Annotated in this window: 17 protein-coding genes and 1 pseudogene; 4 read left to right on the top strand and 14 right to left on the bottom strand. The window is 45.4% G+C overall.

Annotated features, from left to right (window positions below; all coding sequences use genetic code 11):
* The first annotated feature begins 40 nt into the window (after window positions 1–40).
* Both H8S64_RS03915 and H8S64_RS03910 read left to right on the top strand, forming a co-directional pair.
* On the top strand, window positions 41–1,063 hold the full coding sequence (locus tag H8S64_RS03915; protein WP_186975066.1) for a sensor histidine kinase: 1,023 nt from the start codon (window positions 41–43) through the stop codon (window positions 1,061–1,063).
* A gap of 7 nt (window positions 1,064–1,070) precedes the next feature.
* Window positions 1,071–1,820: a LytR/AlgR family response regulator transcription factor gene (locus H8S64_RS03910; RefSeq protein ID WP_186975065.1), complete on the top strand. Its 750-nt coding sequence runs from the start codon at window positions 1,071–1,073 to the stop codon at window positions 1,818–1,820.
* A gap of 42 nt (window positions 1,821–1,862) precedes the next feature.
* On the opposite strand, the gene H8S64_RS03905 is transcribed toward H8S64_RS03910, so the two are convergent.
* From H8S64_RS03905 to H8S64_RS03840, 14 genes and pseudogenes are all read right to left on the bottom strand, one after another.
* On the bottom strand, window positions 1,863–2,666 hold the full coding sequence (locus H8S64_RS03905; RefSeq protein ID WP_186975064.1) for a peroxiredoxin family protein: 804 nt from the start codon (window positions 2,664–2,666) through the stop codon (window positions 1,863–1,865).
* A 121-nt stretch (window positions 2,667–2,787) separates the two neighbouring features.
* On the bottom strand, window positions 2,788–3,543 hold the full coding sequence (locus H8S64_RS03900) for a tetratricopeptide repeat protein (protein WP_255469421.1): 756 nt from the start codon (window positions 3,541–3,543) through the stop codon (window positions 2,788–2,790).
* Window positions 3,544–3,577: 34 nt separating this feature from the next.
* Window positions 3,578–5,407 (bottom strand): BatD family protein, encoded by a 1,830-nt coding sequence (locus H8S64_RS03895; protein ID WP_255469420.1) that lies wholly within the window; start codon window positions 5,405–5,407, stop codon window positions 3,578–3,580.
* A gap of 50 nt (window positions 5,408–5,457) precedes the next feature.
* On the bottom strand, window positions 5,458–6,264 hold the full coding sequence (locus tag H8S64_RS03890; protein WP_099292038.1) for a tetratricopeptide repeat protein: 807 nt from the start codon (window positions 6,262–6,264) through the stop codon (window positions 5,458–5,460).
* Between the two features lie 12 nt (window positions 6,265–6,276).
* Window positions 6,277–7,329, bottom strand: a complete 1,053-nt coding sequence (locus H8S64_RS03885) for a VWA domain-containing protein (RefSeq protein ID WP_186975062.1) — start codon at window positions 7,327–7,329, stop codon at window positions 6,277–6,279.
* A 149-nt stretch (window positions 7,330–7,478) separates the two neighbouring features.
* Window positions 7,479–8,471 (bottom strand): vWA domain-containing protein, encoded by a 993-nt coding sequence (locus tag H8S64_RS03880; RefSeq protein ID WP_099292036.1) that lies wholly within the window; start codon window positions 8,469–8,471, stop codon window positions 7,479–7,481.
* A 74-nt stretch (window positions 8,472–8,545) separates the two neighbouring features.
* Window positions 8,546–9,583 (bottom strand): BatD family protein, encoded by a 1,038-nt coding sequence (locus H8S64_RS03875; RefSeq protein WP_227215227.1) that lies wholly within the window; start codon window positions 9,581–9,583, stop codon window positions 8,546–8,548.
* A 26-nt stretch (window positions 9,584–9,609) separates the two neighbouring features.
* Window positions 9,610–10,488 carry a DUF58 domain-containing protein gene (locus H8S64_RS03870; RefSeq protein ID WP_099292035.1) on the bottom strand — a complete coding sequence of 293 codons (879 nt, stop codon included), beginning with the start codon at window positions 10,486–10,488 and terminating at the stop codon, window positions 9,610–9,612.
* Between the two features lie 167 nt (window positions 10,489–10,655).
* Window positions 10,656–11,648, bottom strand: a complete 993-nt coding sequence (locus H8S64_RS03865) for an AAA family ATPase (RefSeq protein ID WP_099292034.1) — start codon at window positions 11,646–11,648, stop codon at window positions 10,656–10,658.
* Window positions 11,649–12,017: 369 nt separating this feature from the next.
* Complete coding sequence (gene priA, locus H8S64_RS03860; RefSeq protein WP_186975061.1) at window positions 12,018–14,474, bottom strand: replication restart helicase PriA; 2,457 nt, start codon at window positions 14,472–14,474, stop codon at window positions 12,018–12,020.
* Between the two features lie 136 nt (window positions 14,475–14,610).
* A complete protein-coding gene (gene pfkA / locus H8S64_RS03855; protein ID WP_099294467.1) occupies window positions 14,611–15,591 on the bottom strand; it encodes a 6-phosphofructokinase in 981 nt (326 codons plus the stop codon).
* A gap of 136 nt (window positions 15,592–15,727) precedes the next feature.
* A complete protein-coding gene (locus H8S64_RS03850; protein WP_186975060.1) occupies window positions 15,728–16,570 on the bottom strand; it encodes a 4-hydroxy-3-methylbut-2-enyl diphosphate reductase in 843 nt (280 codons plus the stop codon).
* On the bottom strand, window positions 16,554–17,255 hold the full coding sequence (cmk, locus tag H8S64_RS03845; protein WP_186975059.1) for a (d)CMP kinase: 702 nt from the start codon (window positions 17,253–17,255) through the stop codon (window positions 16,554–16,556). The genes H8S64_RS03850 and cmk overlap by 17 nt, the downstream gene beginning before the upstream one ends.
* Before the next feature lie 53 nt (window positions 17,256–17,308).
* Window positions 17,309–17,874 (bottom strand): annotated as a pseudogene (locus H8S64_RS03840) (virulence RhuM family protein).
* A gap of 467 nt (window positions 17,875–18,341) precedes the next feature.
* Between H8S64_RS03840 and H8S64_RS03835 the strand changes: the two are divergent.
* Window positions 18,342–18,893, top strand: a complete 552-nt coding sequence (locus H8S64_RS03835) for an RNA polymerase sigma factor (RefSeq protein WP_186975058.1) — start codon at window positions 18,342–18,344, stop codon at window positions 18,891–18,893.
* A 51-nt stretch (window positions 18,894–18,944) separates the two neighbouring features.
* Window positions 18,945–20,099 carry a FecR domain-containing protein gene (locus tag H8S64_RS03830; protein ID WP_186975057.1) on the top strand — a complete coding sequence of 385 codons (1,155 nt, stop codon included), beginning with the start codon at window positions 18,945–18,947 and terminating at the stop codon, window positions 20,097–20,099.
* The last annotated feature ends 108 nt before the right edge of the window (window positions 20,100–20,207 follow it).

Genomic DNA, 20,207 nt, shown 5'->3' with positions numbered 1-20,207 from the left:
AATTATTTTCTTTTTCTTTGTAACGACAAAAAATACGACTATGGATGCTTTTGACCTCTACATATCCCGAAAACTGCCGCTAATCAGTCTGATCAGTGCGATTTTCATCATATATCCCAACCTCTCCTGCCTCCCGTGGGAAATCAACATGATGTCGGCCGAGAGTTACCCGCTGTATTTCACCTACTTCATTTATCGTTTATTATTCTTCTGGGGATTGATAGCTTGGTTGATACGCTACAACCTACGAACGTTACCCACGGCAGCATTCCGTCAGCGTTTGGGACGTACCTTTCTCGTCACGCTGGCTGTTTACCTCGTCTTTTTGGGAATCTCGTACACGGTATCCCGTTTCGGCATCCGCACGGACTTCCGGGGTAGCACGCTGATCTCCCAGTTCTCCGTGACCTGTGTCCTGTGTACCGTGGTCGGATATATCTCCATGCTCTACTCTAAACAGCGTGAAAAAGAGAACGAAATCGAGCGCTTGCGCTTCGAGAACCTGCAAAGCCGCTGTGACGCCCTCGCAAACCAGATCAACCCGCACTTCTTCTTCAACTCGTTGAACGGCATATCCTCCCTCATCCGCAAAAAAGATGATGAAAAAACATTGACCTACGTCAATCAATTGTCGGACATCTTCCGCTATATCCTGCAAAGCGATCACAAGGGACTCGTTTCCCTGCGCGAGGAACTCGAATTCATACAATCCTTCCGGTATGTCATGGAAGTACGTTTCGCCAACAAACTGGTATTCTCCATCGACGTGGATGAACGACAGAAAGACACGCTGGTACTACCGGTACTCTCCCTGCTCCCGATAGTGGAAAACGTTATCGTGCACAACCGCATCGACAGCGAGTACAAAATGACGATCTCCATCCGTCTTACCGAAAACGGGGAACTGGTTATCACCAATCCCGTGTACCCGAAATTAACCCCGCCCGACACGAACGGAACGGGACTCAATAATCTTAGAAAACGCTTTGAATTATTAATGAATCAACATATCCGGGTAGAACAAGATAACGAGACATTCCGTGTCTGCCTCCCATTAAAATGACATTGCCATGAGAGTATTGATTGTAGAAGACGAAACCGCCGCTTACGAGAACCTCGCCGACATCATCACGAGTGTAAACTCCGGTATCCGGATCGCCGGTAATACGGAAAGTGTCACGCAAACCGTCCACTGGCTGCAATCCAACCCGTCACCCGACCTGATCTTCATGGACATCCACCTCTCCGACGGCTCTGCATTCGCCATCTTCGACAAAATCACCGTGGAAACCCCGATTGTTTTCACCACTGCCTACGACCAGTACGCCATCGAGGCTTTCCGCGTAAACAGCATCGACTACCTGTTGAAACCGGTAAAAGTCGAAGACATCCGCCATGCTCTCGACAAATACAGTAAACTCACCCGCCAAGACATCGTGCAATACCTCGCACAACTAACCCAACTCACTGTATCCCCGAAATACCAAGATCGATTATTAATTCCACACAAGGACAAGCTACTCCCCGTCAACCTGCGTGACGTCGCCTGCTTCTACACGACAGACAAAAACACCTGCATCTACTTGAAAGACGGAAACAAATACCCTTATTCCAAAACACTGGAACAGATCATCACCACTCTCGACCCGGCACGTTTCACCCGGGCAAATAAACAATTCATCGTGGCAAAAGACAGCGTCACGAACATCACCATCTGGTTCGACAACCGTCTACTCGTTACCCTCGACACGGAAGTCCCCGAACACATATATATCAGCAAAAACAAAGCTTCCGAATTCAAATCGTGGCTCGTCAGCTAAAAAACAAACGTTCCAATAAATCAATCAATACAAGAGAAAAAATCAATCTCTTAATAATTTATCTAGTCTTTCCGTATCCAATCCCTCGGATTTCAATCTAACGATACCTTCCCTATCGATGAGAAAACAAGTCGGCATAGCTTGTGTACCATAAATAATTTTGATAGGACTATGGTCTTCCATAAAATCCGAAACAAAAATATAATCAAAAGGATAGCGTACCTTCATTTCCACAAGTTCCTCTAAATTAAACACACTTCCATACACGACAATCTCTAAATCATCACGAGAAGTACTTTGAAACAGATTATTCAAATAATCTCTTCCTCCTTGCCCCATGCATCCCAATCCATCATAAATAAACAAAACTCTCTTCCCCCGCAAAGAAGCAAGTGAAAATTCTTTACCGTCTACCGTCGTAGCCTTGAAATCATAACAATGATCCAATTCCTGTATTTGTTTTGTATTAATATGCATTAAAAGACTTTTCCCGTAAGGAGAATTTTGCATCTCAAGGGGTAATCCTTTTAGCACGGACAATAAAGTATCTTTCGATACATCCCCCCGCACCCACAACAAACGTTGCAATCCACTCGGTGTCGCAGCGAACCGAATGGCATTATCTACATTTTTACGTGCAGCAATAGTATAAACCCGTTTACTTTGCTCTCCCAATTGATCTTCTATTCCCGGACATACTTTGCGACACGAATCGATAAAGTCCATTGCACGCTCATACTCTAACCAAATCAAACTATCCGCCTTCCGAAAATTCTCTTCTGTAATTTCTTGCGAAAAGGTATTCAAAGAAAAAGAAACTAATAAAAGAAAAAGAAATGATTTCATAATAAATATTTAACGCCGTACATATCGACCAAAGGTAATCCTTTTTTGGGTTAAAAAAAAGAATTGTTCATTTATTCTGAACAATCCTTTTGCTGAAATCATTTTCTACGAGTAGTTATCTCTATATCTTTTCCAAATCGGCTTTAGTAACCCATCCCTCATTTCCGTCGGCCAGACGCACGTTGTACCATTCGCCCAAAGAACCGAGAACCTGTACTTTCAATCCCTCGTGGACGACAAACAATTCCGTTCCGCTACTGTCGGGAGCACCGCGTACCACCACGCTGGGAGTCATGATTATACCGCTATCCCTGTTGGTCATACGATGATATTGTTTCGAGGCAAAAAATATCGTCATGATCGACATGAGCAGCAGGATCACTCCCACGGTAAACCAACTCTTCTTTAAAGAGACGGACGTTGCGTAGAAGAACAATGCCGCCATGATCAGAAAACCGATAAAAAGAGCCACGGAAATATAAGCCCACAGATCAGCCGTGAAAGCGGTCACGAACGCATTATACCAACGTACAAGAAACAATTCCGGCAGAACCTTGATATTATCCACCGTGGCCTGTTGTGCCAGTTTTAGATTATACTTGGCGTCTTTATCCCCGGGTTTGAGCAATAAAGCCCGTTCGTAATTCAAAATGGACAGAGCGATCTCCCCCAACTTGTAATAACAGTTTCCCAAGTTATAATACACGGAAGCCGACTCCATGTCATCAGCCAGAATCTCGTTATACAAATCTATCGCTTTCTGGTAATTCCCTTCTTGATACATCTTTGTCGCCTCGTCTTCCAAAGCCTTGGTATCAGTGGCAAACGCAACAATACCGGATAACAGCAAAACCAAAATTATATATACCTTCTTCATCATTTTCAATTTTCAATTGTACATTTTCAATTGCCTAAATCGCTTTATCCAACTTCGTGATAATGGATATACTATCCTTGTATACCTTATCCATTTCCTCCCCTTGGTTCGCCCCGGGAGCGTAACGGGCATATTCACAATGATCAAGTACATCTATAAATCCTTGTATCAAAGCCGCATCCGCCCCTCGACGAGTCAAATGATCGTTAATATTATCCCGGTTCAATTCGGAAGCCGCTATATTCAGTTTATAGCTGACGTATCCCCACATTGCGTTCAAAACTTCTTGATAGAATAGTTCGGAATTACCTGCTCTCATGGCAACTGCGGCAGCTCTCAAACGCTTCTGGGCCATTTTGTTTGCCGTCTTACTCTTCATGCGTACCAAATCGGCATTCGCTTTAATCCGGCGACGGTTCAGTATCATTCCGATCACAAACAACACGAAAGGTATGATAAAACTCAACCAATAGGACATCGTCGCGAAATACTGTATCCCTTTCGGACGCAAGTCACTCTTACCGGACTTGATATAACGGATATCCTGTCCCAACACACGTACATCTTCTTTCTTGAATGACTGTAATGCCGCTTCTCCCGCGTTGGAACTTGCCTCATTCCCTTTCGCCACACGAATCGTGTATTCATCCCCTTTCAACATCTTGTAGGTACTCGACTTCGGATCGAAATAAGAATATTGCACGGCAGGAATCTTGTATTCACCCGCGTAACGGGGTATCACGATGTACTCGTAAGTAACCGTCCCGGAAGTCCCGGTAACATCTTTCGTGATCTTCGGATCATACACGTCAAAGTCGTGCGGGAAATTAATCTTGGGCGCATTCAATAATTTCATATTCCCGTTCCCCCGCAAAACCACTTTATAAGTCAACGCATCATTTGCCCGCAATGTATCGGTAGATATAGACGTGTTCATGGAAAGAGTCCCGACCATACCGCTAAAGCCCAGAGGCTTCCCGGTTTCCGGCAAACTCTTCACGGTAATATTTACCGGATCACTCTCGCAGAGTACCCGCACATCCCGGTATCCTCCGAAGAAATCGTCAAATATACTACCGGAGCGCCCCGTGGTACGCTGCCGAATCAAACAAACAATCTCATACGGGTCGATCGTCAAAGTTCCGGCGTGTTGCGGGAACAGAATCAATTGCTGTAATACTCCCGCCTGATCGTAAATCTTACCATTATACTCTTCCCGGTTCAACCTGATCTGTTGTATCTTTTTCTCCTCGGTCATGAATCCGTCAAAAGCGGGAATCTTCTTCCATTGCAAATCCGCCAGATTCACACGGGAATACACTTTCAATGTCAATTCCAAGCTCTCGCCCACGTACAAAGACTTACGGGATACCTCTACCTTCAAAAACAAATCATCTTTCTTTATTGAAGCACTCCCCCGCTCTTCCCGCTGTTGAGTGGTTCCCCGGTTTCCGCCATTCGTGTTTCCTTGAGTGTTCCCGGAGCCTTTGATTACCTTAATTTTTATAGCCTCTGATTTATGTTCCTTTCCGTCAATGGTGATTGTCGCAGGCTCTATCGTGTATTCACCCTCCTCTCGTGCCTCCAACACGTACGTGTAAGTAAACTGTGAGCTTTGCTCCATTTTACCGTTTATATTGGAGAAACTCATCGAAGTACTTAACGAGGGACCTGCCAGCAGATCGAATCCTTTTAACGTCGGAACCTGCAAATTCTCACCTTGCTTGTTCAACGTGTAGGAAAGTCTGAATTGCTCCCCGACTTCCACCACGGAAGGTGCCGAAACCTCGAATGTCGTCTTTTGGGCAAATACCTTTGTCCCCCCTATAACACATAACAATAATGCTATAATTAATGACCTCATCTTTGTTTATTCTTTTTATTCTGTTATACCCTTTGACACGTACCGCGAAGTTACCAATTCTTTTCAATCTTCATCTTTTTCGCTTTCTGTGCCTGAGCTTTATCTTTTTGTACTTTTTCCTGCGTCTTCTTCTCGTCTTCCCCTAAAGCCTCCAGCAAACGCTCGGCATCCTCTTTGGATATTTTAGGTTGCTGCTGCTGTTGTTGCTGCTCCTTCTTATCCTGCTGATCTTTGTTTTGCTGGTCTTTATTTTGTTGATCCTTATTCTGGTCTTGCTGATCTTTGTTTTGATCTTTATCCTGTTGATCTTTATTTTGATCCTGTTGATCCTTGTTTTGTTGATCTTGATTCTGATCCTTATTTTGGTCTTGGTTCTGGTCTTTATTCTGATCCTTGTTTTGATCCTTGTTCTGGTCTTGGTTTTCTTGTTCCTGCTTCATCTTGCGGGCAAATTCCAGATTATATTTGGTTTCTTGAGAATTAGGACGATTCCTCAGCGATTGCTTGTAAGCCTCAATACTTTCGTCCAACTTATTCATGGACAAAAGGGTATTCCCGATATTGTGGTACAACTCGCCCAGTTTTTCCTTGTTCTTTTCGTTTTGAGCCAAAGATTGGAATTGCTGCAAGGCTTCGTCATATTTCTTTTGCTTGTACAAAGCATCTCCCAGATTAAAGGCTCCCTCGTAAGACTTCACCTCCATGTCCAACGCCTTACGATATTCCACCTCCGCTTTCTCGAAATCCTGATCTTTAAACAAATCATTTCCTCCGCGAATAAATTTCCGTTCCTGTTGCGCCCATACCGGCAAACTTACCAGCACCGCGAATATCATTGTCATTAAAACTTTCATCATAACACGCTCATTTTAATGTTTACTTTCAACACGCTTTTCTTCCGTACCGAAGATATTAATTTTCAAGAAGTTTTTGTTCTTGCGTCCCAATATCATGAAATCCAATAACACGAAAATCAAAGCCATAATCAAAAAATACTGGTACTTATCGGCGTAATCTGCAAAAACCCGTTCTTCCAGCAAAGTCTTATCCATCCGGTTTATCTCGTCCAGCAACGTGTTCAATCCCACGTTAGAATTACTTGCACGGACGAAAATACCTTCCCCCGCTTTGGCAATCGCTTTCAACATATCTTCATCCAACTTGGAGATCACCGGATTGCCGCTCCCGTCTCTCATGTACTGACCGGGGTTACCCTTTTCGGGAACCGGAGCACCTTGCGCCAATCCCATCCCGATCGTGTGGACGTAAATCCCTTTCTCCCGGGCCGCCTTTGCCGCCGCGACAGCATCATCCTCGTGATTTTCCCCGTCCGTGATCACGATAATGGCTTTCGACGCTTCCGTGTCCGGGGTAAATGACTTGGCTGCCAGCTCTATCGCTGTCCCGATCGCCGTTCCTTGAATCGGAACGATGTCCGTATTGATACCCGACAAGAATAATTTCGCAGAAGAATAATCCGTCGTGATTGGCAATTGCACGTATGCATCCCCGGCGAACACGATCAACCCGACCTTATCGTCGCTCAATTTCTCCACCATACGGGAAATAGCCTGTTTAGCCGCATCCAACCGGCTGGGCTTTATATCCTGTGCCAGCATGGAATTGGACACATCCAACGCGATAATCAATTCGACACCTTCTTTCTTTACTTGTTGTAACTTGGAACCGAATTGGGGTGCGGCAACTCCAAGAATAACAAAGAACAACGCAAACAATACCATCACGAATTTCCACGTCGCCCGCTTGGGCGATTGCAGAGGCATCAACGTTGCCAACAATTCCGGATTCCCAAATTCCGCTATCGCCTTTTTCTTGCGTATCCTAGCCACCACGTAAAACACGATCAGCAAAGGAATTACTAACAGTAAGTATAATAAATCAGGATGTGCAAACCTAAACATAACCCTTTCAATTTTAGATTTAATAATTTTAGATTTTAGATTGATGACTTTCCATGTCCCTCTCCAATCTCTATATTTTCATTTTCACTTTCAGACCTTAGATTAAACCTGCATTTCCAAATTTAAAATCTAAAATCTAAAATTTAAAATCAAGGAATTTTCCTCAATAACGTGTATCTGCCTAACGCTTCCAGTATCAGCAATAAAGCTCCGATCAAGGCAAAATAGAAAAAGTGTTCGTTCTTGCGGCTGAAATGCTTCACCTCCACTTTGCTTTTCTCCAATTGATCTATTTCCTTATATATCTGCTCCAGTTTCTTGTTATCCGTGGCACGGAAATACTTACCTCCGGTCATATCGGCTATCTGAGTCAAAATATCTTCGTCAATCTCCACCGGCATCCGTTGTAACTGCACGCCGAAAGGAGTTTGCACGGGATAAGGAGCCTCTCCCAGCGAACCGACACCTATCGTGTACACCCGGATTCCGAAAGTCTTCGCCAATTCCGCCGCCGTCATCGGTGCAATAGCCCCCCGGTTATTGATACCGTCGGTCAAAAGAATAACCACCTTGGATTTCGCTTTACTGTCTTTCAAACGATTCACGGCATTTGCCAATCCCAGTCCAATAGCCGTTCCGTCCTCGATCATACCGCTTTCAATATCTTTCATCACGTTGACCAACACCGCCTGATCCGTTGTCAAGGGACTCTGCGTGAAACTCTCTCCACTGAATACCACCAACCCGATCCGGTCTTGGGGACGTTCCAGTATGAACTTCGTGGCAACTTCTTTCGCGGCTTCCAATCGGTCGGGAGTAAAGTCCCGAGCCAACATACTACCGGAAATATCCAATGCCAACATGATATCTATACCTTCACTATTATACGTTTGCCAACTCGAACTGGACTGTGGTCTGGCTAAAGCAAATACCAGAAAAACGATAGCGAACACCCGAGCCACAAACAACAGGTGACGCAACCAAATCCGGTTTCCCCGTTTCATCAGCTTGAACACCCGAATAGAAGAAAATTTCATATCGGCATGCGACTGCTTCTCCTTAAAAATATACCAGATAATCATTGGCACCAGTACCAACAATAACCAAAAGTATTCGGGGTTTGCAAATTCATATCCAAACATATTCTCTATTTTAAATTTTAGATTTCTTGATTTTAGATTCTGAGAATCATAAATCAAAAATCATAAATCGTAAATTAATTCTTTTTCTCCTCTTCACTCTTTGCCGCTTCCGCCGCTGCTTTTTCCGCCGCCTCTCTCTCCTGTTGCTCTTTCAACTCTCGTTCCAGACGTTCTTTTTCTTTCTCTTCCCGGATCGTGTCATTCGTTTCCTGCACGAAATCATAAGCGATATCCAAGTTACGCACGTTCTCGTCCTGTAACGGTTCCGCCTTGGCGAACTTCACGTAATCGGCAGTTTCGAACATATCCGCCAACTTATCCCGCTGTTTGGCATTCACCTTTTCGCACTTCTCCAAAGACTGTAAAGTCTCGAAAGAAGTTTGCTCCATCGCCGAAATACCCAACTCACCGTCCAAATAGTTCCGAATCGTATCAGTCAACTGCGTGTAATATTCTTTTGTCTTACCACTTTGCCATAACTTCTCCTTCTTGATCTCTTCCAAAGCCTTCATGGCAAGCACGTAAGGCGGTATAGCCGGTTTCTCGTGCCCGAAGAGTGACTTGCGTGATTTCCGCACCTTGATAATCCAAATTATCAACAGGATTACCACGACACCCAATAGAGTCCATAATAAATAAGGCAGTATCTCTGCGAACGTCCACGGGGCAGCCAAAGGCATCACGATATCGAAATTCCCTTTCTGCGGATCGACCACGAAAGTATTCACTATCAACTCCAACGGGTCGGTTCGTAGCGTGTTGTTATAACTTTCCTGCTGTATCTCGATAGGCATAGGCGGAATCATGAACACTCCCGAATCGAAAGACGTGATCACGTAACTTTCCTGCACGAGTATCCGTCCGTCTTTCTCTTTGATAGAATCCCGAACAGGTCCGGAAATGATTTCCACACCTTTTGCCAGAGTGTCTTTCAATTGAGGAAACACGATCTTCAATCCCGGTTCAGCCTTTACCTTCATTCTGAAATTGATCTGGTCACCGATCATGATATAATTGGTATCAAGCTCCGCCGCGTATTCCCGGCTTTGAGCTTTCAATCCCCCGATACCGTACAGTAGCAATATTACGAATAGAACAACCCTATTTTTCATTTTCAATTCTCCATTTTCAGTTTCAATTAATACCCAGCCCCTCTTCTCTTGAACAATGCTATCAATGATCTCACGTAATCTTCATCCGCGCTGATAGATGCCATATCCACCCCGGAATGTTTGAATATCCTGTCCAGTTCTTTATCCCGTTCCAAAGCGTACGCCTCGAATTGATCACGAACCTTCTTGTCGGAAGTATCCACCCACACGCTCTCTCCCGTTTCGGCATCCGTCAAGTACATTAACCCCACCGGCGGCAGCACCTTTTCCCGACGATCATACAATTGCAAAGCCACGACATCATGCTTTTTGTTCGCAATAATCAAAGGATGTTCAAAATCATGTTCATCCATAAAATCGGAAATCAGAAAACAAGTACAACGCTTTTTAATCGCATTCGTCAAGTATTGCAAAGCCATCGCAATATTAGTCTGCTTGCGTTCCGGGTAGAAATCCACCAGTTCGCGGATAATATGCAGGATATGCGTACGTCCTTTTTTGGGCGGGATAAACTTCTCTATCTGATCCGAGAAAAAGATTACCCCGATCTTATCGTTATTCTGGATAGCCGAGAATGCCAACACGGCAGCGATCTCCGTGATCTGGTTCTTCTTCAATTTCGAAACCGTTCCGAAATTACGCGAGGCACTCACGTCAATCAGCAACATCACCGTCAATTCGCGCTCCTCCTCGAATATCTTCACGTAAGGATGATTGTAACGGGCGGTCACGTTCCAGTCTATACTGCGGATATCATCCCCGTACTGGTACGCCCGCACCTCGCTGAAGGTCATACCCCGTCCCTTGAAAGCCGTGTGGTACTCGCCGGCAAAGATATTGCTTGACAACCCCCGCGTCTTTATCTCGATCTGCCTAACACGTTTTAATAAATCTGAAGTCTCCACCTTAATAATTTTAGATTTATAGATTTTAGATTTTAGATTCCAACCGCACAAGACTAACGCTTTTTCACTCTAAATTCTAACTCAATTCTAAACTCTCTCGCCATCAAATTGAAAATCTCAGATTGAAAACATGTCATTTTCAATTTTCAATTTTCAATTTTCAATTTCTAAGGTACTTCAACCGTGTTCAAAATCTCGCTGATAATGTCCTCGCTGGTCAGGCTGTTGGCTTCTGCCTCGTAACTCAACCCGATACGGTGGCGCAACACGTCGTGACAAACGGCACGAACATCCTCCGGAATCACGTACCCGCGGCGTTTGATAAACGCGTAAGCTTGAGCCGCTTTCGCCAAACTGATACTTGCACGAGGTGAAGCACCGTAAGCGATCATGGAAACAAATTTCTCCAAACCGTGTTCTTGCGGGTAACGGGTAGCGAACACGATATCCACGATATATTTCTCGATCTTCTCGTCCAGATAAACTTCTTTCACGACCTCACGGGCACGCAAAATATCCTCCGGTTGCAAAATGGTATTGGCTACCGGGAACGTCTTTTCCAGATTCTGCCGAACGATCAGTTTCTCTTCGTCTTTCTTCGGGTAGTCGATCACCACTTTCAACATGAAACGGTCAACTTGAGCTTCCGGCAGCGGATAAGTACCCTCTTGCTCTATCGGGTTCTGTGTTGCCATTACCAAGAAAGGCTCATCCAGTTTATAAGTCATATCGCCTATCGTCACCTGACGCTCCTGCATCGCTTCCAACAAAGCGGATTGCACTTTTGCCGGGGCACGGTTAATCTCATCCGCCAGAATAAAGTTAGCGAAAATCGGACCTTTCTTCACCACGAACTCCTCTTTCTTCTGGGAGTAAATCATCGTACCCACCACGTCGGCAGGCAACAAATCCGGGGTAAACTGGATTCGACTGAATTTAGCGTTAATAATATTGGCAAGGGTATTAATCGCCAAGGTTTTCGCCAACCCCGGAACACCTTCCAACAAAATATGCCCGTTAGAAAGCATACCGATCATAAGTCCCTCCACAAGATGCTTCTGTCCTACAATCACCTTGTTCATCTCCATCGTAATCATATCGACAAAAGAACTCTCTTGTTGTATGCGCTCGTTCAATGCTTTGATATCAACCGTATTCATATCATTGATTTTTATATTTGATTTATTAATACTACATTTTAACGTCAAAATTATCACCTCGGTTTCAAACTTCACGGAAAAGAGTTTTTTTTACTTCTCTTCCCTCGTTTCTGTTTTTCCAAAAATAGGTATTATTCCGGCAAATGTTAAAATCAAGGATACTAAATAATGTTAATGCAAATTTTAAGGTTTTCCCAAATAATTTCTAATCTCGTCTTAAATTACGGATTATTACCGATATACGATTATATTTTTAACATTTGACTTGTTCTACTAGCACATTAATTAACAATCAAACTTCAAAAATCAGCTCAATTCTCCCTTCCGTTCACTTAACAATAAGTAGAAATCTGCCTATTTGCCTTCAGATTATAATGGATCCACGTCAAAATAAACTTTCAATCCCTTGCCGGACTCCCCTTTCAATAACTCGTCACACTTCTGCCGGATAAAAGTCTTCAATTTCGACAACGAAAGCCCCTGCTCCGCCTTGATCAGCACTTGTATACGGTACATTTTCCGCACCCTTGCCACTTCCGGCTCCGCCGGACCACATACCCGACGTTCCAATCGTTCCCGTAACTTTCGGGCTAATTCATTCGCGGCATTACGCAAAGAATACTCGTTCACGTGCCTTAATTCTATCTGGATTAACCGGGAAAAGGGCGGATAATGAAACATCTCCCGTTCCCGTGACAAGAAAGAATAGAACCCGTGGAAACTCCCTTTTTCCACCAACCGGTACACCCGGTTCTCCCGGTCGGCAACTTGAATAACCACTTTCCCCTGTTCCCCTTTCCGACCGCTACGACCACTTACCTGCATCAACATATCGTAAGCCCGTTCCTCGGCTCGGAAATCGGGAAAACTGACCAAACTGTCTGCATCCATAACTCCCACCAATTTCACCCGCTCGAAATCCAACCCCTTCGAAACCATTTGCGTCCCGATTAATATATCCAGATTCCCCGCCTCGAACTCTTCAATCAAAGCACGAAATTTCACCTTGTTGCTCATCACCTCCAAATCCATGCGTGCCACGCGTGCCTCCGGGAAATACTGTTTCACCTCCTCCTCGATTCGCTCCGTCCCCGGCGTGCGATTCACGTAATGTCCCTGACCGCACTCCTCGCAAACAGTCGGCACCGGACGCAGGCTCCCGCAATAATGGCAATTCAGCGTATTCCGGAAACGATAATAAGTCATGCTTACATCACAATGCTTGCATTTTAAAATAGCCCCGCAATGGTTACACTGCAAAAAAGTGGAATACCCCCGCCTATTCTGGAACAGAATTACCTGCATACCCCTCTCCAGCACCCGCTTCATCTCCTCGTACAACACGGGAGTAAAACTCCCTTTCATCATTTTCTTCCGGCGATATTCTTTCACGTCCACGAACATCAATTCGGGCATCATGACCTCCCCGAAACGGGTGGTCAGCTCCACGAAACCGTATTTACCGCTCATGGCATTCTGGTAACTCTCGAACGAAGGCGTGGCAGAACCCAGCAATATCTTCGCCCCGTTCATCTTGCCGAGCATGATAGCCGCATCCCTACCATGATAACGGGGAGCGGGTTCTTTCTGCTTGTAAGAAGCCTCGTGCTCCTCGTCGATAATAACCAATCCCAAATTCCGGTAAGGCAGGAAAATAGAAGAACGTACCCCGAGTACCACGGGATAAGGATTCTCCCCGTTCTGCCTGCGCCACATCTCGGCACGGGCACTGTCCGTCATTCCCGAATGGTATACCCCCACCCGGTCGCCGAACACCCGCCTCAACCGTTTCACGATCTGTACCGTCAAAGCAATCTCCGGCAAAAGATACAACACTTGCTTCCCCTGCCGAATCGTTTCCTCTATTAAATGTATATACACCTCCGTCTTTCCCGAGGAAGTCACCCCTTGCAACAACACGCAGTCCCTCTCCTTGAAATGCCCCCGCACTTGTTCCAACGCCCGTTCCTGCTCCCCCGACAAGGCATGCATCTCCTGCACCTCCTCCCCCGTGCTATCCAAACGGCTTACCTCTATTGTCGCAACTTCCAGCACGCCCCTCTCGCACAATCCCTTCAATGCCGCCGTCGAATTACCGATCACGCCGGTAAACTCCGCCTTAGGCAACGAATCCGTGTGATGCTCGTCGCAATACATAATCCAGTCACACAACATCTTCTGTTGCGCCTTCGCCCGTTTCAACGAATCTATGATCTTCCCCAACTCTTCCCCCGAGAACACTCTCGCCCAACGCACCAACCGTTCCAATTTAGGTTTGAACAAATCATCCACGGACTCTTTCACTTGAATAATCCCTTGCTCCAACAACGAACGCACCGCCACGTACACGTCTTTCCGTCGCAATAACTTTTCCACCTCCGCCATGCAAATTTCCCCGTTCTGTCGGAATACCCCGATCACCTCCCGTTCCATCAGACTCAACTCTACCCCTCCCGTTCCATCTTCCTGCCAATCCGCGGCAAGACAAAGACTCGTGTAACTCTCCAAACGCATGGCAACAGGCAACGCCGCCCGTGTCACCTCTCCCGGTGGAGCCATATAATATTCGCTCAACCACAACAAAAATTTCAAATGAGAAGCGGAAAGAGCGAATCCCTCCTCGATCACCCGCTCTATCGGACGTGTCTCGAATCCCACGGGCGGGTTGGAATGCAACGCGTAAACAACCCCCGTGTAACGCTTATTCTTCACGAACGAAACGACAACAAGCCCCCCTACCGCTACCGTTCCCTCGTATTCCGTCGGTACCGAATAAGTAAAAAAATTCTCCACTCCCAAAGGGATGATGATGTCAGCGAACTGCAAAATTTTAGATTTTAGATTTTAGATTTTAGATTCAATAATCCAAAACCTAAAAACATTCAATTCAACAATTTAAAATCACACATCTAAAACCATTCAATCCTGCAATTTAAAATTTAAAATCTAAAATCTAAAATTATTAAATCGACAGGATTTCCGTCAACCCTAACAAATTATGATTCAACGGTTTGGAATTTTTAATCGCCTTGTTGAACGGCACATGCACGGTGTCCTTGTTCATGATACCCACCATGATACTGGTCTGGTCGTCCAGCAAAGCATCTACCGCCGCCACGCCCAACGTGCTTGCCATCACGCGGTCGAATGCCGAAGGAGAACCACCTCGTTGAATATGCCCCAACACGGTCACCCGCACGTCATACTCCGGGTGCTTCTTGGATATCTTATCCGCGATCGTGTAGGCTCCTCCCGACTTGTCACCCTCTGCCACGATCACGATACCACTCGACTTATGAGGTTTATAATCATGTTCCAAAAACTTGTCCAAATCATTCACGTCCGTTTCAATCTCCGGCACCAACACCGCTTCCGCACCCGTGGCAACAGCCGAACGCAAGGCAATAAACCCGGCATCTCGTCCCATCACCTCGATAAAGAACAAGCGGTTATGGGAACTCGCCGTGTCGCGTATTTTATCGACAGCATCCACCACGGTATTCACCGCCGTATCGTAGCCGATCGTGTAATCCGTACCGTACAGGTCGTTGTCTATCGTACCGGGAACCCCCACGACAGGCACGTTATGCTCTTGACACAACAAACGGGCGCCGGAAAACGTACCATCTCCACCAATCACCACCAACGCGTCCAACCCGTTCTGTTTCATCTGCTCGTAAGCCTTTGCACGTCCTTCCACCGTGCGGAATTCTGCACTCCGGGCTGTCTTCAAGATCGTTCCCCCGCGTTGTATGATATTACTCACGTCATGAGATTCCAGTCTTTTCATGTTTCCCTCTATCAACCCCTCGTAACCGTCATAAATCCCGTATGCCTCACAGCCATTAAAAATCGCCGCTCTCACCACCGCCCGAATAGCGGCATTCATCCCCGGAGCATCCCCCCCGGAGGTCAAAACACCTATTCTTTTAATCTTTCCCATAATCATTCAATTGAAAATTGAAAGTTGAAAATTGAAAATGCCAATTACAATCAATCAATTTATATTCTTACTTGTTCTTCTTCAATCCAAAATCGTAAATCTAAAATTTACAATCACAAATCGTAAATCATAAATCTTAAATCACCGCATTCTTTATCTCTTCCATCACCCATCTCGGTGTCGATGTAGCTCCACTGATTCCCACGCTTTCCGCCCCCTCGAACATCTCATCGCTCAAATCAGCTACACCTTGCACGAAATAGGTTCTCGGATTCGCTTCCCGACACACGGCAAACAACTGTTTGCCGTTAGAACTCTTCTCCCCGCTCACGAACAGCACCACGTCGTGTCGCACCGCGAACTCCCTCAACTGCGGGATTCGGTTTGCCACCTTGCGGCAAATCGTGTCATTCACCTCCACGCCGCCGCGGGCACTCGCTCTCACCAACTCCTCGATCCGCTTGAACCCGTCAAGGCTTTTCGTCGTCTGCGAGAACAGGATAACCAATCGTGAAAAATCTATCTCTTTCAAATCTTCCTCCCGCTCCACGACCAACGCTTCCCCGTTCGTCTGCGCTACCAACCCGTTCACCTCGGCATGTCCCCGCTTCCCGTATATCACGAGCTGTCCGCCGTTCGCTTTCACCCGTTCGTATGCCGCTCTGATTTTCTGCTGCAAATTTAATACCACGGGGCACGAAGCGTCTATCACTTCAATATTATTTTTTTCCGCCAAAGCGTAGGAACTAGGCGGCTCGCCATGCGCCCGAAACAACACCCGGCAATCCCGCAAGTCGGCAAACGCCTCGTGGTCTATTGTCCGCAACCCCAATCCCTTCAAGCGATCCACCTCCAGATTGTTGTGAACGATATCCCCGATGCAATAAAGTTCCCCCTGCTGCAACTCCTCCTCGGCCTTGGCGATAGCGTTCACCACGCCGAAACAGAAACCGGAATTCTCGTCAATCTCTACTTTCATATCGTGAACGAATGAGCTTTATCATTTCTTCTACTTCCTCCTCCACCGTCATATCGCTATTATCAATCAACACGGCATCCGGCACCCGTACCAACGGGGCAGTTTCCCGGTGCTCGTCAATATAATCCCGCTTGCGCACGTTCGCTTCCACTTCCTCGTACGTTACCTGCTCCCCTTTTCCCTTCAACTCCTCGTACCTACGTCGCGCCCGTACCTCCGGACTCGCTGTCATAAAGAATTTCACTTCCGCGTTCGGAAACACCACGCTACCGATGTCCCGACCGTCCATGATCACGCCACCGGCACTCGCCATTTCCCGCTGTTTCTCCACCAGCAACTCCCGCACGTAAGGCAACGAAGCAACCAGACTCACGTTATCCGACACATCCAGTCCCCGGATAGCCTTCTCCACGTACTCCCCGTTCATGTACGACTCGTAACGTTTCTTCTCGTCATTATACTTGAAACCGAAAACAATCGACGGAAGTACTCGTTTCACCCCCTCGTCGTCCACCTTGCCATCACGAATCAACCCGTCCCGCATCGCTCTCAAGGTCACGATCCTGTACATCGCACCCGTATCTATATAAGTATATCCTAAACGTGCCGCCAAAATCTTGGAAACAGTACTTTTTCCCGTCGAAGAATGCCCGTCCACGGCAACTATCAAACCTTTCTTTTCCATTTTCATTCAAATCTATTCAACGTGCGAAGATACAAAGAACTCGCGAAAAAAAATCAATTTTTATCTTTCAACCTCTTTATCTCTCTATCAAAATCACTTTCAAGCAATTCCATTTCTCGTTTGCGATATATCTCGAACTCTTTTTCTGCCTTTTCTATAGCCTGTTTATGTGATATGTTACCTTTGCCGATAAGTATTTTTCTTTTATGGGCAATAGATTGCCACCTTGCTTCAATCGTTCATCATCCATTGCAAAGCCCTTTTGGATATATTCATGAAGTCGCTGCGTTGCCCAACGACGGAAGCGAGTCGCAACTTGCAACTGCACACGATAACCAAGGGCAATAACCATATCAAGATTGTAATGGTCAATATTGCGTTTTACCTGACGTTTTCCTTCTTGCCGAACTAATAAGAATTTCTTATAAGTTCGATTTTCATCCAATTCTTGGTCCGCATATATGTTGCTTATGTGCATCGATACATTTTCTTGCGTAGTGCAATATATATCTGCCAACTGATTTTGTGTCAGCCATACATCTTCATCGGCAAAACGCACAGATACACGAGTTATTTCGTTATCGTCTTGATAAAGTATAATTTTATTTTCTTCTTTCATTGGTCTATTTTTCTTCTTTAAAGAATGGTTCCAGAAACTAGCAATAAATTATTGATGACATATGCAAAAGTAGTGATAATTTCTGAAAGAAACAGTGATGACCCGATTGCGGTTATCGAGAATTGGTAAACAAGAAAACAGCATGTATTCCTATATAAAAATTAAATATACTATTTATTTCCTTCTTATTTAATTTGTAAAATAACCTTTTCATTTCCTAATTAAATCCTATTATTTTTCTATTTTAATAGGGGTTGAATAGGAGTTGAATGGGAGTTGAATAGGAGATGCTATAAAGCAACTACAAATAATATAGATATATTATAACTGTTATTTACTTTATTTTACGCTTTAATGCTTATAAACTTCAAATAAAATAACACCTTTTCCAAGTACACATATCAAAGAAGATAATATTTCGACTTTTAAAATATTAACATTATATTTGTGCCTTCAACTCACGAGGCATGGAAAACGGCATTAAAGGCATAGACACGTTCAAGGAATTGTACATGAGTCACTTTCAAGCAGTGGTGGGATTTTGTCATACCTATTTGAAAGACCGGGAACAATCCATGGATGTGACTCAAGAAACCTTCTTCAAACTGTACGAGCGGCTCGATGATGCTTATTCCCGCCGAAATGCCATAGCCTTTCTTTATATCACGGCCAAGAATCTCTGCATGGACGTCCTGAGGCACGAGAAATTCAACACGGAAGACGTCGATGAATTGAAAGAGAAATTATATTCCGATGATTTCTTTCTGGATGAAATCACGAACCAAGAAATGATACGTTTCGTTCAAGCCGCCGTTGCACAATTGACCGGTCGCAGTCTTGAAATAGCCCGTCTTGCACTCGACGGATTGGGGAACCAAGAAATAGCCGACACGTTGGGTATTTCTATCAATTCGGTCAAATCTCGAAAAAAAGAGATGTATTCGAAGCTACGAGAAATCATTGGTAAAGAATACGTTATATTATTCTTCGCGAAATATTTATTAAAAATCGAAAAATAGACGCACCCGCTTTTCGACCTCATCCGTATTCAAAGAGAAGAACGAATGAATATGGAAAAACAAATTATAAAGAGAATCGAGGTCGCGCGTTTGGTCGCCCTGCACAAATTGGGGGTTCTACCGGAGGATGAAGAACGGCGGCTGGCGGCGTGGGCGGCACAAAGCGAGGAAAACCGTCAACTTTACGAGAAACTGCTGCACGCGGAAACTTCCCGGAACAACGGGATGCCAACCACCGAGAAAGCGTGGCAGGACTTCACCCGAAGATACCGGGTACGCCCGAAAAGATACGCCACGTGGCGTCGGGTAAGTTACACGGCTGTCGCCTGCTGCGCGGCAGTATTACTCACGACGGGTATTCTGCATTTCTATTCGCGGGATAAAGCCGATGAAATCATGACGCCACGCCCGCTGAACTCGGTGCAACTCGTGCTCGAGAATGGAAACACCATCACCCTCGACCGGGAAGAACATGCCGCTATCAAACAAACTGCAAGTATCCCTCTCGAGATGAATCAAAAAGAAATTGACTACACGACTGTCGAGCAGGAATCACTCCAAGAAATTCCCGTTTACCACAAAATCATTGTACCCAAATACGGGGAATACACCGTGAAACTTGCGGACAACACGGTCGTGAAACTGAACTCGGAAAGTACCTTGAAATACCCGGTAGCGTTCAACGGGGATACCCGGGAAGTGTGGTTAAGCGGGGAAGCCTATCTTGAAGTAACCCGCGATACATCCAAACAATTTATCGTCCACGCGGCAGGGACAGAGATTGCCGTGCTGGGCACGACATTCAACGTGAACGCGTATGACACGGAAAAAGAAGTAGCCACAACCCTCGTCAACGGTAAGGTTGAAGTAAGCAACGAGGTTACCACTCAGGTCATCAGTCCGGGACAACAAGCCATCACCAGCCGGGATAACCCGCTAATAGAGGTGAAAAAAGTAGACACGCGAGTAGTCACGGCATGGGTACGGGATATGTTCTACTTCGACGAGGAACCCCTTGCCTCAATCATAGAAACTCTCGCCCGCTGGTACGAGTTCCGGGTGGTCTTTGAAAATGAAAATGCCAAACAACGTCGGTTCACCCTTGAAGTATCCCGCTATGCTGATATAGACAAGGTGCTCAACTTTATAGAGGAAACTCGGGTGGTCAAATGCAGGAAGGAGGGCAATACCATATACATCAAGTAGATAAAAGAAAACAGGTCATGCTACCAACACGACCTGCCACAAATTTAATGATATACACTCCCCCGTCAAAGCGAGTGTAATTATAAACCTATAAAACAAAAGTATGAA

Origin of the sequence: Butyricimonas hominis, assembly GCF_014287455.1 — a bacterium.
Taxonomy (GTDB): Bacteria; Bacteroidota; Bacteroidia; order Bacteroidales; family Marinifilaceae; genus Butyricimonas; species Butyricimonas muris.
Note: the sequence above shows the minus strand (reverse complement) of the source record. Positions and strands in the feature narration are given on the sequence as shown.

Excerpts from the sequence above, each read along its gene's own strand:
- pfkA (WP_099294467.1), bottom strand. The coding sequence starts at position 15,591 with ATGGGAAAGATTAAAAGAATAGGTGTTTTGACCTCCGGGGGGGATGCT.
- H8S64_RS03865 (WP_099292034.1), bottom strand. The coding sequence starts at position 11,648 with ATGAATACGGTTGATATCAAAGCATTGAACGAGCGCATACAACAAGAG.
- H8S64_RS03850 (WP_186975060.1), bottom strand. The coding sequence starts at position 16,570 with ATGAAAGTAGAGATTGACGAGAATTCCGGTTTCTGTTTCGGCGTGGTG.
- H8S64_RS03915 (WP_186975066.1), top strand. The coding sequence starts at position 41 with ATGGATGCTTTTGACCTCTACATATCCCGAAAACTGCCGCTAATCAGT.
- H8S64_RS03910 (WP_186975065.1), top strand. The coding sequence starts at position 1,071 with ATGAGAGTATTGATTGTAGAAGACGAAACCGCCGCTTACGAGAACCTC.
- H8S64_RS03830 (WP_186975057.1), top strand. The coding sequence starts at position 18,945 with ATGGAAAAACAAATTATAAAGAGAATCGAGGTCGCGCGTTTGGTCGCC.
- H8S64_RS03880 (WP_099292036.1), bottom strand. The coding sequence starts at position 8,471 with ATGTTTGGATATGAATTTGCAAACCCCGAATACTTTTGGTTATTGTTG.
- H8S64_RS03835 (WP_186975058.1), top strand. The coding sequence starts at position 18,342 with ATGGAAAACGGCATTAAAGGCATAGACACGTTCAAGGAATTGTACATG.
- H8S64_RS03900 (WP_255469421.1), bottom strand. The coding sequence starts at position 3,543 with ATGAAGAAGGTATATATAATTTTGGTTTTGCTGTTATCCGGTATTGTT.
- H8S64_RS03890 (WP_099292038.1), bottom strand. The coding sequence starts at position 6,264 with ATGATGAAAGTTTTAATGACAATGATATTCGCGGTGCTGGTAAGTTTG.
- cmk (WP_186975059.1), bottom strand. The coding sequence starts at position 17,255 with ATGGAAAAGAAAGGTTTGATAGTTGCCGTGGACGGGCATTCTTCGACG.
- H8S64_RS03895 (WP_255469420.1), bottom strand. The coding sequence starts at position 5,407 with ATGAGGTCATTAATTATAGCATTATTGTTATGTGTTATAGGGGGGACA.
- H8S64_RS03885 (WP_186975062.1), bottom strand. The coding sequence starts at position 7,329 with ATGTTTAGGTTTGCACATCCTGATTTATTATACTTACTGTTAGTAATT.
- H8S64_RS03875 (WP_227215227.1), bottom strand. The coding sequence starts at position 9,583 with ATGAAAAATAGGGTTGTTCTATTCGTAATATTGCTACTGTACGGTATC.
- H8S64_RS03905 (WP_186975064.1), bottom strand. The coding sequence starts at position 2,666 with ATGAAATCATTTCTTTTTCTTTTATTAGTTTCTTTTTCTTTGAATACC.